Annotated in this window: 13 protein-coding genes; 1 reads left to right on the forward strand and 12 read right to left on the reverse strand. The window is 44.1% G+C overall.

Annotated features, from left to right (window positions below):
- Window positions 1–261: 261 nt before the first annotated feature.
- The 11 genes from AC5ELV_RS05530 to AC5ELV_RS05580 all read right to left on the reverse strand — a co-directional run bounded on the left by AC5ELV_RS05530 (window position 262) and on the right by AC5ELV_RS05580 (window position 14,048).
- Window positions 262–3,924, reverse strand: a complete 3,663-nt coding sequence (locus AC5ELV_RS05530; RefSeq protein ID WP_493429434.1) for a dynamin family protein — start codon at window positions 3,922–3,924, stop codon at window positions 262–264.
- Window positions 3,925–4,416: 492 nt separating this feature from the next.
- The gene (locus AC5ELV_RS05535; RefSeq protein WP_013310628.1) at window positions 4,417–4,689 is read right to left on the reverse strand and encodes a hypothetical protein; all 273 of its coding nucleotides are present in this window, start codon (window positions 4,687–4,689) and stop codon (window positions 4,417–4,419) included.
- Between the two features lie 58 nt (window positions 4,690–4,747).
- Window positions 4,748–5,422, reverse strand: coding sequence for an endonuclease III (gene nth, locus AC5ELV_RS05540; protein ID WP_029514969.1), 675 nt, complete (start codon window positions 5,420–5,422; stop codon window positions 4,748–4,750).
- Between the two features lie 213 nt (window positions 5,423–5,635).
- Window positions 5,636–6,286, reverse strand: coding sequence for a GerMN domain-containing protein (locus AC5ELV_RS05545; protein WP_493429435.1), 651 nt, complete (start codon window positions 6,284–6,286; stop codon window positions 5,636–5,638).
- A gap of 45 nt (window positions 6,287–6,331) precedes the next feature.
- On the reverse strand, window positions 6,332–7,831 hold the full coding sequence (locus AC5ELV_RS05550; RefSeq protein ID WP_493429436.1) for an N-acetylmuramoyl-L-alanine amidase family protein: 1,500 nt from the start codon (window positions 7,829–7,831) through the stop codon (window positions 6,332–6,334).
- Window positions 7,832–8,124: 293 nt separating this feature from the next.
- Window positions 8,125–9,699: an N-acetylmuramoyl-L-alanine amidase gene (locus tag AC5ELV_RS05555; RefSeq protein WP_493429437.1), complete on the reverse strand. Its 1,575-nt coding sequence runs from the start codon at window positions 9,697–9,699 to the stop codon at window positions 8,125–8,127.
- Between the two features lie 232 nt (window positions 9,700–9,931).
- The gene (leuD, locus tag AC5ELV_RS05560) at window positions 9,932–10,534 is read right to left on the reverse strand and encodes a 3-isopropylmalate dehydratase small subunit (RefSeq protein ID WP_341161228.1); all 603 of its coding nucleotides are present in this window, start codon (window positions 10,532–10,534) and stop codon (window positions 9,932–9,934) included.
- A 20-nt stretch (window positions 10,535–10,554) separates the two neighbouring features.
- Window positions 10,555–11,979, reverse strand: a complete 1,425-nt coding sequence (leuC, locus tag AC5ELV_RS05565) for a 3-isopropylmalate dehydratase large subunit (protein WP_493429863.1) — start codon at window positions 11,977–11,979, stop codon at window positions 10,555–10,557.
- 708 nt (window positions 11,980–12,687) lie between these two features.
- The gene (locus tag AC5ELV_RS05570; RefSeq protein WP_342446717.1) at window positions 12,688–12,804 is read right to left on the reverse strand and encodes a YjcZ family sporulation protein; all 117 of its coding nucleotides are present in this window, start codon (window positions 12,802–12,804) and stop codon (window positions 12,688–12,690) included.
- Between the two features lie 231 nt (window positions 12,805–13,035).
- Entirely contained in the window at window positions 13,036–13,413 is a 378-nt protein-coding gene (locus tag AC5ELV_RS05575) for a transposase (protein ID WP_493429438.1), read from the reverse strand.
- Window positions 13,414–13,478: 65 nt separating this feature from the next.
- The gene (locus AC5ELV_RS05580; RefSeq protein ID WP_493429439.1) at window positions 13,479–14,048 is read right to left on the reverse strand and encodes a TetR/AcrR family transcriptional regulator; all 570 of its coding nucleotides are present in this window, start codon (window positions 14,046–14,048) and stop codon (window positions 13,479–13,481) included.
- Window positions 14,049–14,207: 159 nt separating this feature from the next.
- Between AC5ELV_RS05580 and AC5ELV_RS05585 the strand changes: the two genes are divergently transcribed.
- A complete protein-coding gene (locus tag AC5ELV_RS05585; RefSeq protein WP_493429440.1) occupies window positions 14,208–15,689 on the forward strand; it encodes a carboxylesterase/lipase family protein in 1,482 nt (493 codons plus the stop codon).
- A gap of 417 nt (window positions 15,690–16,106) precedes the next feature.
- Here the strand turns inward: AC5ELV_RS05585 and AC5ELV_RS05590 are convergent, their stop codons facing one another.
- A complete protein-coding gene (locus AC5ELV_RS05590) occupies window positions 16,107–17,525 on the reverse strand; it encodes a transcriptional regulator (RefSeq protein ID WP_493429441.1) in 1,419 nt (472 codons plus the stop codon).
- Window positions 17,526–17,586 lie beyond the last annotated feature (61 nt).

Genomic DNA, 17,586 nt, shown 5'->3' on the forward strand with positions numbered 1-17,586 from the left:
CAATGTCCCTCCATTAGTTGCACGACGTTGTTATATGGCTTAGTGAAGTTTACCATTCGCGTTCCAAGGCGGCAAAGAGGATAACGAGCCGTATTCAGGCAGGTTATCAATTGGTGGGTGATTAGACAAATTAAATCGCTTTCTTATTATTGAATATGGCTATTTACTCAGTATTGCTTTCTTTTTGGAGCATGCATAAAACACCGGGTTGTCCCACAACCCGGTGTCCTGAACTTAAATAAATGGTGTACTTATTTATCTTTACTCCAAAGCCGCAATCTTGCCAGCAAGCTCTTCCCAAACCTGTGGCTGCTCACCGCCCATAAGGGCATGCTCCATGCCACGAGTCGTCTCCAGCATTTGCTCTCGAAGCTGAGCTTTCTGCCACAATTGTTCCTCCTGCATCAGCGTAACGTAAAAAGAAGACATTCGTTCTCGTTGCTGATCCACAGCTTCCCCGATTCGCTCGCGTAATATCGGCTCCAGTTTGGTTTGTAGATTCGCTCGACCAGTTCCTTCAAAAAATATCTTTGGATTTTTAAAGCTATTCCAATGATCCTTCCAATGAATGGACTCCTGCAGGGAAATTTCATTCAGCTCGGGAACAGCCCATTTTCTGGATTCCGGAATTGTGCAATCTAGTCCTGGCAACTGGTGGTTCATGTGTTCTACGCACTGTTGTATAGCCTTGTGCACCAAAATTTGTCCCGTTTTTTCCAGCCGGAGTGTGGTTGCCAGTAATTCCTGAGACAGTTCCAGTTCGATTAAACGCATAAGCTCACGACCACAAGATGCAAAAGCCGAACGAAGATCACCTACTCCTTCACGCAGAACAGATGGATGAAAAGCCTCTGCCATAAATTCTCCAGTCCGATAGGACAGCCTTTGACGTACATGATACAACAATTCATCGGTTTCGCCCGATAACACAGATGCACCGTTGCTGTCAGTCAGGCCTAGGAGCGTTTGTTCCAATTCCCCACGGATGCGAGTTAATCGCTCTAATCGGATCTCACGTTCTTCCTCGCTATACCGGGCATCAGTTGCATGTTGCTCTATGCGGTTCCGCAGCCGGCCCAGTTCCTGCATAGCAGAAGCAATGGACAAACCTGCCAGCTCTTCGGCTGCAAATGCCGAGAAATCATCTTCAAATGCATCAAAACGTGAAGCTGAACGCAGCGAGTCCTCTCCCTGTTCGGCAGCTTCCAACGCCAGCATACTGGAAAGCGGATAAATACGTGGCTTTCGGATCCCATTCGCCTGAAGTTGTTCCTGTACATGCCGGGTAACAGAATGCAGTTCTTCTTCAGAAGAAGCCAGATCTGATGCATTCACAATAAAAAACGTCTGATCCAGCGCCAAGGTCTCTTTAACTCGACCGAGTTGGTTCAGGAACTGCCGATCACCTTGCGTAAACGCATGGTTATAATAGGTGACAAATACAAGAGCGTCCGCATGCTTCATGTAGCTGAAGGTCACGCCTGTGTGTCGTGCATTCACAGAATCCGCTCCTGGCGTATCCACTAGCACGATGCCCTGACGGGTCAGAGCGCAATCATAATAAAGGTCGATATGCTCTACAAAGCATGATTTGTGCTCAGACGCAACAAAATCCCGATACTGCTCTAAATCCACCTGAAGCTGTTGTCCCAGCAAGCTTTCAGCTTCTTCCCATCCGGCTGCGGCTGCTTTCAAAAAACTATAATGAGGCCTGCCCGCAGGATGGATGCCTTCCGGAGATAAAGCATGAACGGCTTCTTGCCAGCCCGCTGCCCCTGGTTCCCCCAATCCTAATAACCGAAATGAGTATTTAAGATCTTCCCGCAACGCGTCCACTGATTTCATATGGACGTCAGCCGTGGCATGGCGCTCAGCACTTGCAGGCGCCATTATGCGGTTAATCGCCGCTGTCGTCGGGTGCGGCGATACAGGCAACACAGCTTCACCCAGCAAAGCGTTGGCGAAGCTGGATTTCCCAGCGCTGAACGCTCCGAACAGCGCCAGCGTAAACTGCCCGCCCTCCAGCGCAGCGGCGCGGGCATGTAAATCCCGTACCGCCGCTTGCATGGCAGAGTACGGGCTTACCAGGGCAGCGGCAGCCTTCAATCGGGCCGCTGCTGCATCCAGCCGCGTGCGCCGGCCTCCGGCGGCAGGCTGTGCTGCCGCCGTTCCTGTTAGCGGCTGCGCCGATGCGTTCCGCGAGCCAGCGATGCCAGGACGCGCAACGCCCGTTGGTGCCGCAGATGGCAGGGCAGCAGCGGCGGTATCGGACGCCGGTGCAGGCGCGTCCGCACGGGGCAAGCCGCCTGGCGCGGAAGCCTGCGGCAGCAAGCTGCGCAGCAGGCTGGCGTGCGAAGCCGAGGCCTGCACGCGGGTGCTGTAGCGGCTCGCCGCCTCCGCCTGCGCCAGCAGCGCAGTGCGTGCATCCGCGAGAGTCACGCGGCGGGCTTCAGCTCGCACTGCTAGCTGGGCCAGCAGGCGGTCTAGCAGCGCCAGCGCCTTGCGGCGGCAATCGGCGGTCACAGCAGCGCGTAGGTCCTTGCAATAGTTTAACGTATACTCTGGCGACAACGCATTTTCCTTCACCGTCTGCTCTACCAGTTGCCGGTCCGTTACAGGGCGGATGTCATCCAGCTCCTGCTCCAGCGCAGCGGACCACAAACCCTGACCGTCACCCCAAGACCTCAGTAGCTCCCGTACATGAGGAAGCAATTGTCCCTCCACCTGATCAGTCAGCATTCCTGTCAGCCGTTCCAAGCGGCGTTCCTTTTCTCGTTCTGTCTTCCCTCCAGCAAACCATAGTCCTGTTTTGAAGCCCGGCTTGCGGCTCTCTAAGTATTCGCCTGCCGCTTCACGTAGCTCCGCTGGCGTCAAATGTGCGTGTTCCAGTAGATGATCGAGCTCTTGACGAAGCTGTTTACGCTCCTGCTCCGGTAGGATTTTCCACTGTTCATCTTCTTGCTGCAAGGTTTTCTGCTCTATATCCAGCCGCAAAATGGCTTCTTCTCCACCTGCTTCTTTTAGCAGTGTGTTCAGTTCCTCTTCTTCAGCTGCCTGCAAAGTCTCCACATGTTGCTCTACCAAATGGTGCATAGAGGACACTAAACTGTATGCCAAAAGCTCTGTTTTTCGCTCCAGCAATTTCGGGATCAGGTGCGTCAACTGTTTCCACTGGTTCCATGGATGATTCTGCTCCTTCAAGGAAGTAAAGAGGATATCCGTATAATAAACCTGCCAGGCATGAAAGCTAGTCTCCACCTCATTGCGATAACGTGTAAATGAAAGCTCTCGCTCCCGGTGTTTATCGATTTGATTGATGATCAAATATAACGGCTTGCCCCAATCCGACAAACTTTTGGCAAAGGACAAATTATTTTCAGATTGGACATGGTTGTAATCCATCACATAAAAAACAATATCTGCCCAATGTAAAGCAGAATGTGTCGCCAACGCATGTCCGTGGTCTGTGGAATCTACTCCAGGTGTATCCAGCAGTACTCCTCCGCTAGATAATATCGGAACATCCTCCCACACTTGAACCGATTCATAGGCTCCACCATTTTTACAATACTCAGCAAGCTCGGACAGGGAGGCTTCGACAATTTCCGGCTCTGGATTTTCCGCTGATTTGGCTGGATGAATGAGCGCTCTCGGACGTCCATAACGGATGGACACTACATTAGCGCTCGTAGGCACCGGTCCAGATGGTAGCACGGTTTTACCACACAGGCTGTTAATCAAGCTCGATTTACCCGCTGAAAAATGTCCGCAAAAGGCAATGGTCAGCTCCTGCGCATATGCTTTTTCCAGCAGATCCCCTATCGCCTTCGCTCCCGCTTCATCCCCGGCTTTACGCAGTGTATTCTGTATCTGTTCTATCGTATCCAGCCACTTTTCCGCATCTCCTGTAATCGTTTGCATCATAAGCTACGGTTCCACTCCTTATCAGTTACCTGCACCAAATAGCTATATTGTAGCACTCCTAAGCCACTGTGAGAATCATCACATCAAAAAAACTAAACAGCGCTCCCTACCAGTACCTGGCTTTAGGGAACGCTGTTTTCGTAAATGATGACAATAAGTTCAATTAATACTGTCCAAAACGGATCATTAGGAATAAGTATTTTGGCAACCGAATGCATTTCATCAAAGCCCTTAAAGGACAACGACGAAGCTAGATATGTAAACAACGGGTAAGCCTGCTCATTACGTACATTCACCTTTTAAAGCATTGGGAACGCGACACCATAATTCAGGATACAAAATGTATGCACTCTTCATTGGAATGCAGTTCTATCCATATCCAGCATTTTATGATGGTCTGCAAGGTTCGTGTATATATGCGCCTTCAGGCTGGTTAGACCAGCCGAGCCGCCTACACCGGAACATGCAACGCATGTCGTCCGCTAATTGAACTTAATTGGCTGCAGTCTCAAGCACTGGCAGCAAAATTTCAAATACTTGACCATGCTGTAAAATCGTAATTCCACGGGACTTGTCCTTCATTACGACCACTTCTGGCTTTTGTGACATACGCTCCAGATAATGCTCAGGTACATCACCGGAATGACTAACTGTGATTCCCTCAAGCTCGCGCTCTTCGTTTTCAGCAAATTCTGTTGTTACAATTTGCTCAAAAATATCAGAGAACGCTTCAAAATTGTCTGTATATACCGAAATGCACTTCATACTCTTCATCCTTTTCTACACATAAATGGTTAAACCCTTTGTTACCTATTGTGGGTCTTTAAGCTCTACGTTCCTTATCTTTTCTGATAAGAGACGTTTTCATACGTTTCTTGCCTTCCCTGCACACATCAAGTAACGGACATACCTGACATTGAGGATTTTGAGCTTTACAATGGTAGCGTCCGAAAAAAATAAGCCTGTGGTGGGTCAAAGACCATTCATCCCTAGGTACCCTCTTCATCAGCTTTTTTTCCACCTCAAGCACTGAATCATCCCACCCTGCAAAGCCGAGTCGTTTGGAAACGCGCTCTACATGCGTATCTACCGCAATAGCTGGTACATTAAAAGCAGTAGATACAACGACATTAGCCGTCTTGCGGCCAACACCGGGTAGCTTAACCAGTTGATCGTGCTCCGAAGGTATCTCTCCCCCGTACTGGTCTATTAAAATACGACAGAGGTTATGAATATGCTTGGCCTTGTTTCGGTACAAGCCGATTCTGCGAATATCCTGCTCCAGTTCCTCAAGAGGAACAGCCAAATAATCCTCAGGTGACTTGTATTTTTGAAACAGGTCTGCCGTTACTTTATTGACCATCTGATCGGAGCATTGAGCAGACAATAACACGGCGATCGTTAATTCAAAAGCATTGTCATGGTTCAACTCACAATGGGCATCCGGAAACATCGTACCGATGGTGTCCAATATATGACGTGCGGTTGCTGCATTCACGGAAATCCTACCTCCTACCAAAAAAAACGTCTTGATACGGGATAGCCCGCATCAAGACGGTCACTCTAAATAATCATCCGGAAAGAAACGAATACTATTTGTGCATGACTGCCTGCATAGGCGAGAAATACACTCCTATATTATCATTATCTGTCACAGATTGCACGTGAAAAGTGTGTAAATCTCCAAGAAATTTTCATACCGTCTGATCGGTTAGCGACTCATGGGATGATCCAAATCTACATGTCCCATTAAGGACTCTAGAGATTGACCATCTACGAGCAAATCCAGTGTTTTGACTTCCTTGAATTGGAACATCGTTTTCTTCAAGGCATCAATAGCCAATTCCTCGCCGCCAGCTCCCAATCGAGCCTCGTCCGGCAGGGAAATATCAAAAGTTAATGCACCGTTATCCAATTTGATCTTATGCACGGAAATTTTATCGGACCACAACGGGATTAGAGCAGAATCCCCACTCTTTTGCAGAGCTTCAAACGCTTTCTGCAATTTTTCCAGCTCGCTTGGATAGGTAATTTCCTTTTTCTGTTCTTTCAAGCCGTTCTCTTGTGTATCCGTATAGTACACCATAATCTGCTGTGTTTGCCGATCTCCTGAATTTTCCGTTTCCGTCTTGGTCTTTGTAGGCTCTGTTGACGGAGATGCAGGTGTTTGACTCGCCCCATTATTTTCAGCAGACTGAGCCGATGGGTCAGGGGTCGTCTGTTCGGGTGTATTATTTTGTGCATTAGAAGTTTGTGTTTCCTGAGTTGGAGTCGCAGGAGCCGTTGTTTGCTTAGAGGCACACCCTGCCCCTGCAATGGCAAACAGTGCCAGCAGACCTGCAATTACGATTTTCTTGTTCATATGTCCCCCTCCTTGCTTGACGTTGACAAGCGATTTGTTGAAGATTTATTTTACGTCGAGATACTCTGTGATTCCATCTGCAATCCCTTGAGCTACCCGGTTTTGAAAATCTTCATCAAACAGTGTGGCTTCCTCTTTTGCATTACTCAGATATCCTACTTCAAGCAATACGGCTGGCATAGTCGTTTCCCGAATTACATGGAAATTGCCATAACGAATGCCTCGGTCTGTCAGGCCCGTCGCAGGAGCAAAGTACTTATGCATAACGTTGGCAAACGCTTTGCTTGCACTACGCTGGTAATACGTCTCTGTACCGTTGGAAGCTGAGCTACCGCTGCTGTTAGCATGAATGGACACGAACACGTTAGCATTAAGGTTTTCAGCTACTTTTACGCGCTGTTTAAGCTCCAAGAATGTATCATCACTGCGTGTCAGCACAACCTCAAGATTGGGGTTCTGCTTTAATATGCTTTCTACTTTCAAAGCCATAGCTAGGTTGAAGGTCTTTTCATAATTTTTTCTCGAAACACCAACTGCTCCAGAATCTTTTGCTCCATGACCAGCATCAATAACAACGACCTTTTTACCATTGCTGTTAGTTGGTAATGTCTGCGTGTCATCCGGCTGTGAGCCATCTGGTAATGTTGCGTCTGGCGTGGTATTCACTGAATCTTTGGAAGCCAGATCGACGATAACACGATTCGATCCATCATTATATGCGGTATAGTTCATGGCATGTTTCAAATCAATAACAACGCGCACCGTTGAAGGTTCCTTTTGGAATAAAGCATAACGGATACCGGACACATCCGCTTCATTCTCAATGTCCAGCGAACCATTTAAGCTGCTATCCAACTTTTGCTGGTCTCCGAAATTGTCAGCAAACGCAGTCGCTGGCAAATCCACCACTACCCGATCGGGGCCTGTCATCGTAAACGCTTTCGGCTTGACGGCACTGGCTGTTGTGATAGTTAAACGGTTTTGGCTGAAACTAACTCCCTGCACCTGTGTAACACCTGAGTTTGCATTATTCGTTGGTGCAGTAACACTTCCAGTATCGGTACTGTTATTTCCGGACTTGGGAGGTGTAAATTCCCCGTTTCCAGACCCGCTACTGCGGGTATATAATTTTACGGACTTGGAGCTGCTGTCCCATTTTACGTCCAGTCCCATTTGCTCGCCGATAAAACGAAGCGGTACAAGGGCATAATTGGAACGCAGCAGAGGCGAAGCATCCAGACTAATGTCGCTTCCATTGACAGTCGCCGTCTTATTTCCGATTATCATTCGGATCGAGGTACTGTCTTTCTCAATCGTTATGGTTCGCGCCTGCTGCTTCCATGTCACGTCATATCCCAAATTTTCAGAAATTACGCGTAGCGGGACCATTGTACTGCCGCCAATTACTTGTGCCTTAGCACCACTAGGGACACTTAACTGTTGATCGTCGAGATAGATTTGTGTTCCACTCGAAGCCGCATGTCCATAACCCGGAACCGCCCACATGAAGACAAATAATAACAACAAAAAACCAAATTTCTTCATTCGTCACCCTTCCATTCATAATTTTTTTGCCACATGCTCCGGTGCGGCGACCTGATATACGCGCTTATGTAATATCAGACAACCTTTTAGACGTTATCTCACACCAAAAGTTGCGAATATATTCCATCATAACAGAAATATACGTGCCAAAGAACTATTTTTGTCGAATTTTGACTAAAAATATAGAGCAATCGTTTTCCGTCAAAAGTCACAGCTAAAAAACTAAAAAAGCTACTTTTCACCCCCATGAGTTTTCATTGAAAGGTGGAAAGTAGCTTTTATTGCAAACATCCTTAGTTGAGTGATTCAGTTGCTCCTGTGCCCGTTCCAAGATACTCCTTTAACCCATCGACAATACCTTCGGCAATCTTCTGCTGTGTTTCTTCTGTGAACATTGCCGCTTCATTTGACAGATTACTAAGGTAGCCACATTCCAGTAGTACCGCAGGCATTTGTGATTTTCTTGTCACCACATGGTTTGCCACTTTAATGCCGTTATCCTTGAACTCGGTTGCTGCTACAAGATGCTTGTGCATGATCGTGGCCAAACTCAAACTTTCCTGACGTGCATAATAGGTTTCAGACCCATTAGCTTTTCCGTTATTAGAAGCCGGCATACTGTTACCATGAATGGAAACAAACACGCTAGCCTGTTGATTATTAGCGAGCTGTGGTCGTTCATCCAGTGTGGGATACGTATCTCCATTACGAGTCAATACGATTTGAATGTCAGGATCATTTTGCAGAAGCTGCTCGACCTTTAACGCTACCGCCAATGCAAATTCCTTTTCATGTCGCCCAGTCACACTACCTGCCCCAGGGTCCTTGCCACCATGTCCGGGATCAATGACGACGATTCGCCGTCCTTCGACATTCGTTGGTGTTACCACTACTGGATTCACACTACGCTCACGTAATTGAAGGGTGATATCACCTAGACCATTGGTTGAAAGATCGTAATCACGTACTTGATTTAAAGCAATGACAATGCGTACGCCTCCATTTGGTCCTTCTGCAGGAGCAAATCTGATTTCCTGCACATCCTCACTGTCACTATTCGTCAACGCCCGCGTGCCATCGGTGCGAATCGGGAACGGTTGAAGAAGATCTGTTGACAGTGAGGCCTCCGGTAAATCAACAACTATACGGTCAGGTCCCGTCATTTTGGTTACTTTAGGAGTTAGGTCTTTGTTCAGAGAAATCTTTAACGTTTCACCCTCAAAAGTAATATTTTGTACAAGCAACGCATTGGCTGTGGTCTGTTCTGTATTTTGCTGCTTGGTTGGTGAAGATGCGACTTCCGTATGCTTGTCTGCTTCAACTGGGTTTATTGTCGTCGCTGTTGCTGAAGACGTTTTATTGGTGCTTGTTGTACTCTGTGTTGACGTTTGTGGCGATGTTTGGGATTGAGACTGTTTACTAGCTTGTTGATTTGCTGTCTTTTGACTAAGATTTACGGATTTACTTTTATTATTCCAATCTACTTTTAGCCCCATTTGCTCCCCAACAAAACGCAATGGAACCATGGTTGAGCTGCCCCGAAGCACAGGAGGTGCATCCAGACTAACTATTTTTCCATTCACATCAGCCGATGTACGGCCTACATACATAGACATATCGGTACTATTTTTTTGAATTGAGATTTTATAGGATTGTGGTTCCCACTTGAATTGATACCCAAGCTGCTCCCCAACCACCCTTAGCGGTACCATGATTTTTCCATTGACCATTTCAGGCTTGGCATCTGCAGGCGCTTCCACCCTTTTGCCATCTAAAAACAAATCTGCTCCAGCCGCATTCACATGAGGGGAGGACGGCCACAACCAAATCAAAATAGCCGCTAGTATCACCCAACCATATTTCTTCATCCTCATTCCCCTAACTTATATATGTATTTTTTGGTGTTTTTCACAGACGCAGTCCTTCAACCAATTTACATTTACAATACCATGCTGAGTCGAACCGTCAACCCCTTATTTTCCAATTTATTTTTTGAGCATGATAAAAGCCCGCAGGCAAAAGAATTGCCAGTACGGGCTTTCTGTCTAACAAATGAGCAAGCTATATGGCTTCGTATTGAACCTGAACTGGGAATTATGATTATGCGCCTTGTTTCGCAGCGCGTCTTTGTTCATACGCCAGAATTTCAGATTCATGCTGGAGTGTCAGGCCAATATCGTCCAAGCCTTGTAGCAGGAATTGACGGCGATGTTCATCCAGATCGAATTCAATTTTCAGACCATAGTCGTCAGTGATTGTTTTTTCATTCAGGTCTACGTTCAATTGGTAGTTATCATGCTGCGCCGTACGCTGGAACAATTCCTCTACTTGCTCTTCAGATAGCTTGATCGGCAATATACCGTTTTTAAAACAGTTATTATAGAAGATATCCGCATAAGACGGAGCAATTACGCAACGAAACCCATAGTCCATAATTGCCCACGGCGCATGCTCACGTGAGGAGCCACAGCCAAAGTTAGCGCGAGAGATCAGCACAGACGCCCCTGCATAACGAGGCTTATTCGGTTCAAATTCAGGATTGATATTGCCTGCTTCATCAAACCGCCACTCGTAGAAGAGAAACTGTCCAAAACCCGTACGCTCGATTCGTTTCAAAAACTGCTTAGGAATAATAGCATCTGTGTCTACGTTCACCCGATCCACAGGTGCTACAATTCCTTTTAATGTTGTGAAAGCTTCCATCGTAATTCCTCCTCTGTATCCTAGCGGACTACTTCTTCCTGCTTGAATTTCCAATCCCGTACATCAACAAAATGTCCATGAATCGCCGCAGCGGCTGCCATTGCTGGAGATACCAGATGAGTCCGTCCTCCGCGTCCCTGACGACCTTCAAAGTTACGATTAGAAGTCGAAGCACAACGCTGTCCCGGTTGCAGTACGTCTGGATTCATCGCAAGACACATACTGCATCCCGCTTCACGCCACTCAAATCCTGCTTCTTTAAAAATAACGTCCAGTCCTTCTTCTTCAGCCTGAATTTTCACACGCCCCGAACCTGGTACGACGATGGCCGTTACTTTGTCAGAAACTTTGTAACCTTTGGCAACTTCAGCGGCTGCACGCAAATCTTCAATTCGCCCGTTGGTGCAGGAGCCGATAAACACATAATCAATCGCAATATCCGTGATCGGAGTACCTGGCTTCAAATCCATATATTCAAGCGCTTTTTCAGCCGCTTTACGTTCGTTTTCGGTTGGCAGTTCTGCCGGAATCGGTACGGTTGAGGAAATATCTGTACCCATGCCCGGGCTGGTGCCCCAGGTTACTTGCGGAATCAAAGCATCTACGTCAAACTCCAGCACAACATCAAACTCAGCGCCTTCATCTGTGACAAGCTCTTTCCACTCAGCAACCGCTTGCTCGAAAGTAGCTCCTTGTGCTACATGTTGACGTCCACGCAAGTAGTTGAAGGTAGTTTCGTCCGGTGCAATCATTCCTGCTCTGGCTCCGCCTTCAATGGACATGTTACACACGGTCATGCGCTCTTCCATGCTCAATTCGCGTATAGATTCACCTGTGTACTCAATAACATAGCCTGTAGCGAAATCTGTACCGTATTTGGCGATGACACCCAAAATCATGTCCTTTGCTGTCACACCAGGTTTGCGGCGGCCCACAAAACGAACTTCCATCGTTTTGGCTTTGGCTTGCTGGAGACATTGTGTTGCCATTACATGTTCTACCTCACTGGTTCCGATACCAAAAGCGAGTGCCCCGAACGCCCCGTGTGTGGAGGTATGGCTATCACCACAAACAATCGTTTTGCCTGGATGAGTCAGACCAAGTTCAGGCCCCATAACGTGAACGACGCCTTGGTCCACCGTATCCAGATCATACAGTGTGACACCGAAATCACGACAATTTTGAGTTAATGTATCAATCTGCTGCTTGGAAATCGGGTCCGTAATATTGTAACGGTCCTTTGTCGGCACGTTATGATCCATCGTTGCAAACGTAAGCTCTGGACGACGCACCTGACGTCCGCTAAGACGTAATCCCTCAAACGCCTGCGGCGATGTTACCTCATGTACGAGGTGAAGATCAATGTACAAAATACTCGGCTTTCCCGCTTCCTGATAGATGACATGGTTATCCCAAATTTTCTCGAACATGGTCTTTTTACTCATCATTATTCACCCCTGTGTTTTTCGAACCTAGTGGAGAGAAGCTAACGGCTCTCTCTTGAATGTCAACAATATACCACGGGATGTTTGATTGGTCTAAGATATGATATCTATAGAAGTGATAGGTTAAGGCTATAAGGATGGATGAGGTGAATATAGGCGGTTCTTTGCACTGATTTCTCTATCAGCTCTTAATAGTAAAAACACTCAACTAAAATTCTATGATTAAAAAATGGATTATTCAAACGAATGAATACAATGAACTCTGTCGCCTGTTCCTAAGGTAATGCAGTTATTACATTAAAGATTTGTTTGAATATTCATACTGCGAAAGCTGAGTCAATTATTTATTTTCGGATTACATTTACAAAATAAGAAATAACCTTGTAATCGAAATTATAGAAGATATTGAAGCAAAGTCAGGCTTGTTGAGTAACCAAAAATAGGATAAAAAGAGTCGCCTTTTCGGCTAATGGAAAGTACCAACCAACCATTCCAAAAAGAGACGACTCCATGAATCAGTCTACCTTATTTCAGCCGCTCCGGCATGGATCAGGCGTCGTTAAGGGGTTAATACCCTACCTTCTCCGGAAAAACCGCTGTGATTCCTTTTGTCTGTCTAAAACGTTGTTTCAGTAATTATGACCAAAATGATAAAAAGTACAGGGCTAAACAGTAATTCGAAAAAATGCCGGTGGAGCTTAAGAAGCTTTATAAATGAATTAATTTCAAGATGATTACCAGCAAAATGAACAGTGCCAATACAGCAGCTACCGATGTCCAAACTCTTCCAGTGATTCCCGCGTAGTCTCTTTTCATTTCCCCCACACGTAACGCCTCCTTTATTTTAGGGTACTATACTCCATAGGCTATGCGAGGTCTTGGTTAAAGGAAGGGCTTCTTAACAAAAAAAGCTCCACCGCCCCATTAAGGTCAGCTGAGCTTTTTGATTTATTTAGTGTATTCACTTACTTCAAACGTAAGGATACCGGTTAAACCCCCGAATTCTAGAGTCTAGGTCACTTAACTTAGCAATTGCTTAGCTGATCTTGATTTTTCTTACACTTTCACCGTCGAAGCTTTTACTTGTCCCATAGCCAACGCCTGACGGAACTGCTTCGGTGCCAGATCTCCCAGACTCCCATGCATACGTCTCTCATTGTAAAACCGAATATAGCTGGTTACGGCTTCATATGCTTCTTGGTAGCTGACGAACTCATGACGTTGCAGGCATTCCGCCTCCAACAGGCTGTGAAATGATTCAATATGCGCGTTCTTGTTGGGCATCTTTGGAGGAATTCTCTCGTGTGTGACTTCGAAATAGACACACGCATCCTCAAAGGCATGGGAAATAAACTGCGGTCCGTTATCGGTTCGAATCACAGGACGTTTGTTGGTTTCAAAGAGTTGCCGTTTCCATAAGGTACGCTGAATCAATCCTGCCGCATGCTTGCCCTCACAAGATAATATAGTCCTGATCTTAATTTGATTGAGGGGTCATGTTAGTTGATACTATCTAAACCATGTTCAACAAGTTGAGTGGAAAAATGGATCATTTCATCTTTAGTCATTTCGCATCCGGATAGAAGCCAGTTTTGCCATAAAGTCAAAATACTATGACTTAGATAAGCCATAACCATATTTTTATGTGAAGTATCAATATCTTTACCCGCAAAAAATTTGTCAGAACATTTTTCAGTTACAATATTTTGAACTTGTTCTGTAACAAAACGATAATTCTCACAACACAATAGTCTTTGATGAAGTGGTTGATCATCTGATAATAATTTTGAAAATGCTGTCATAATTTTTTGAATATCAATAGAATTTTCATCTGAAGTTTCTTGATTCAGTACGGCTATAAGATCGTTTATAATCTCATTCTGAAGTTTATACAGTATTTCATCTAAAGAATAATAGTGCAAATAGAATGTTTTTCGATTTATGCCAGCTCTATTAGTTAAATCTTTAATCGTAATTTTGGCAAAATCCATTTCAACAATCATATTTTTAAATGTATCCATTATTAGTTTATGAGTGCGTTTATATCGTGCATCATTTTTATTTCCCATTAATTATTCTCCTTTTATTAACATCTTGAAAGTTACGCCACATAAGAGTGATATTTGGTAATTGATTTGAAGTATCACAAATACTATCATTCAAATCACAGGATAAGCAACACGTGTATAATATATTTCTTGGAATTTATAAAACAGGAGGAATTTAACATGGTAAGTTTAGTTGTTGAAACAAAAAATGGTAAAGTTGAAGGGTTTGAAGCAGATGGAATGTATAAATGGTTTGGAATTCCTTATGCTAAGCCACCAGTTGGAGAATTACGTTTTAAGCGTTCAGTTCCTAGCGATAATTGGGATGGTATAAAACAGACAAAGGCCTTTGGAAATAGACCATATCAGTTTGCAACTACGGGGGACATTGGTAAAGATATGAAGACAGTTCCGGAAAGTGAAGATTGTCTTTATGTAAATGTATGGGCTCCTAAGCAGGCAAAAAAAGCGCCTGTGTTCGTATGGATTTATGGCGGAGCAAATACAGTTGGGGAAGGTTCTGATCCACAATATTTTGGTGAATCTTTCACTAAGGGTGGTATTATTTTTATAAATTTTAATTATCGTGTAGGACCACTGGGATTTTATAATTTTTCTATGTATGATGATAGCTTTGATTCAAATTGTGCAGTATCAGATATGATCAATGCATTGAAATGGGTGAAGGAAAATATCGAAGTTTTTGGTGGTGACCCTGACAACATTACGATTGCAGGAGAATCAGCAGGTGGGACAGCAGTATATTCTATGCTTTCAGCTCCTAGTGCAAAAGGTCTATTTAATAAAGCCATTGCACAGAGTGGTTTACCTGGGAATATATCCACACAAAAGAGTCAGGAACTTCAAATAGGACTGTTCCTTGAACAAATGAATATGAAAAAGGAAGGGATAAATAAGCTGAAAACTATGCCAATAGAAGAAATGTATAGTGCAGCGGAGTATGTTTATCAAAGAAACTGTGTTTCATATCCGGGAATTTTAATTCCAGGTCCAGTTATTGATGATTTAATCCCGATGAATCCATGGGAGGCAATGGAATCTGGAAGTGCTGAGGGTGTAGATGTTATTTTTGGTACATGCCATGATGAAGGAAGTTTATTTTATGAAGCGAAGATGTTTCCAACAAGCTGGAAACAAGTTGAAAAAATGCTAGCGCTTAATGAATGCTCGGAAAAGTTAGAAGTTTTAATGAAGTTATATTCTGGTAAAAGTGAAAAGCAGGCAATGATGGAGCTTGGTAGAGATAGAGCGTTCTGGGCAGATTATATTAAATGTATAAATGCACAGTGTACTCATGGAAAGGCCTATGCATACCGCTTTGATTTTGTAACCGTGTTATTAAAAGCAAGCGGACTCAATGCAATGCATGGTTCTGATATAGGGCCAGCATTGGATACTTATGCAGGAATTTTTAATGAGCAGACACCGAAGGAAAGAATTGATAGAATTCATAAATATATGCATGGTGCCTGGGTGAATTTTGCTAAGAATGGTGACACAAATGGAACAATTCCTATGTTATGGGAACCTTATACAAAGGAAAAAAGAACAACATTTATTTTTAATGATGAGTGTTCTGTTGAATATAACCCGAATTATGAAGCGTTTGAAGTATGGAAAGATATTAAATTATATAATTAAGTAATTGAGATTCAAACTGCTCTATAATAAAGAAAAATCCACAGGCCAATTAAGAGATAATTCCCTCACTCTATAAAGCGTCAATTTACATTTAATAAAAAATGCTAATGAGGAATATTCAATTTATAGCCAGTAGGATGTCACCAATGCTTTTGGATCGCACAACGGTGTTTCTGAGTGTTGTAATGAGGATAAATGAGTTTGGTGATTCCTTTCTTTAATACTCATATGTATAGTTCATGCTGATCACATCAAGATAGTTATTCGGTGAATTGTGTGGTAATTCCTGAACCAAAAAAACTCTGCTAACCTTGTGGTCGGCAGAGCTTTCTTTTGCTTTAGAATCCCCCAATTTGTACAAGGGTCTGAATAAGCTGATCATGATTGTGAGCGAGTACGATTATGAAAACCAAAAAGCTACTCGCAACGATTAACCATTCCATTTTTTTCAACATTACTTAACCACACCTTTTCAATTAGATTGGAGAACTCTGTTTTGATTTCAGGAGTCGCATGGACTTGAAAACGCATAAACAGACCAATACAATTTATAAAGTTTGTTTCATTAGTTATTATATGTGACTTTGCCATTGCATACATCAAGTATTTAAAGCCATCACTATATTTCACCCGATGTAAATAATAATGAGCCATTTCGTAAGCAAACCATGCGAAATAGTCTGGTATTACTTGTTGGGTATATATATCAGATGATGTTGGGAGTTGAGCAAAAGAATTAATATTCGTTTCAAAACGCGAAAGGACATCATCCACATCTATTTCATATCGATTAGCCGCTATCATTACGTTCAACAGCTTTGAGAGTTTCTCATTTTCATTAGCGGTTGATGTTGCCGCTATATATTCAACATAGTCTGGCAGCACGCTAACATCTCCAGACAGGAGCTTATTTACGTACGTGTTACCTTCTGCCCACTGACTAAACAAGTTTACCCAGTGTCGAGTATCTTCGTCAGTCTCTTTGACCCAATCTAAATTCGCATAGGCGTATGTATATTGTAGAGCTTGTTGATAATCGCCTTGGGCTTCACAAACACTAGCACACAACAAATCGGCGTAAGCAATGTATCCAAATAACGGTCCTCTGGTTTCCTTTTCATGCTCGCTGTTCTTTCGATTCTTCTGCTGATGCTTTATGGAATATTGTACTTCCGCTTTCTCTCTCATCTGCCCTGCCATTTCCTCAACCTTATCCCATTTACGCAAAGACCTGTACACATTAGCCAAATCCTTTAAAGCATCAAGTTGTTCTAAATCATCTAGACGCTCGACATAAGGCTCAAATAGTATAGCTGCCTTGAGGTTGCGGCTTTGGTCGTCACCAACCTGAATCGTGAACATTCGATACTGACAGATCGCCAAACGTTCGGAGTGCTGGTACTTCTCCACTTCTGCTACGTTCTCATAGAGTATCAGTGCCGCACCATATCGTCCCTGTGCTAATAATGTTTCTGCAATATCAAATAGTTTAGACGAATAGAGTAGGTTGTCCATAATGGTTCCCACCACTCGACGGATCGCATCCAGCTTGTCCAATTCCGCACAACGATACAAAAATGGCTCTATTCGTCTCATATTCGGGGGAGTGTCGATGATGTAGTTTTCTATAAATAGGTCGTAAAAGTAGCCTTCTGGTAAACCCATAGCCTCGGTAATACGATCTATCTGGTTAACAGACATAGATTTATTGCCAGACACTATGCTACTTATTATCCCCCTATTCATGCCTGCAATATGCCCGAACTCCATCATGCTCAAACCTTCTTGTTTTAGATATTGTTCCAATTCCGCTCTAATCGTGGGTGTAATTTCCATAGATAAACCACCCTCCATACAGAAGTACCAATATTTATATATTATTGCATTCTATTGTTGT

It is taken from the genome of Paenibacillus sp. NMA1017, assembly GCF_058895805.1.

What these genes read in the sequence shown, in the direction of transcription:
- leuD (WP_341161228.1), bottom strand. Translation starts at nt 10,534, where the DNA reads ATGGAAGCTTTCACAACATTAAAAGGAATTGTAGCACCTGTGGATCGG.
- AC5ELV_RS05590 (WP_493429441.1), bottom strand. Translation starts at nt 17,525, where the DNA reads ATGGAAATTACACCCACGATTAGAGCGGAATTGGAACAATATCTAAAA.
- AC5ELV_RS05530 (WP_493429434.1), bottom strand. Translation starts at nt 3,924, where the DNA reads ATGATGCAAACGATTACAGGAGATGCGGAAAAGTGGCTGGATACGATA.
- AC5ELV_RS05535 (WP_013310628.1), bottom strand. Translation starts at nt 4,689, where the DNA reads ATGAAGTGCATTTCGGTATATACAGACAATTTTGAAGCGTTCTCTGAT.
- AC5ELV_RS05555 (WP_493429437.1), bottom strand. Translation starts at nt 9,699, where the DNA reads ATGAAGAAATATGGTTGGGTGATACTAGCGGCTATTTTGATTTGGTTG.
- leuC (WP_493429863.1), bottom strand. Translation starts at nt 11,979, where the DNA reads ATGAGTAAAAAGACCATGTTCGAGAAAATTTGGGATAACCATGTCATC.
- AC5ELV_RS05580 (WP_493429439.1), bottom strand. Translation starts at nt 14,048, where the DNA reads ATGGGAAATAAAAATGATGCACGATATAAACGCACTCATAAACTAATA.
- AC5ELV_RS05550 (WP_493429436.1), bottom strand. Translation starts at nt 7,831, where the DNA reads ATGAAGAAATTTGGTTTTTTGTTGTTATTATTTGTCTTCATGTGGGCG.
- AC5ELV_RS05545 (WP_493429435.1), bottom strand. Translation starts at nt 6,286, where the DNA reads ATGAACAAGAAAATCGTAATTGCAGGTCTGCTGGCACTGTTTGCCATT.
- AC5ELV_RS05585 (WP_493429440.1), top strand. Translation starts at nt 14,208, where the DNA reads ATGGTAAGTTTAGTTGTTGAAACAAAAAATGGTAAAGTTGAAGGGTTT.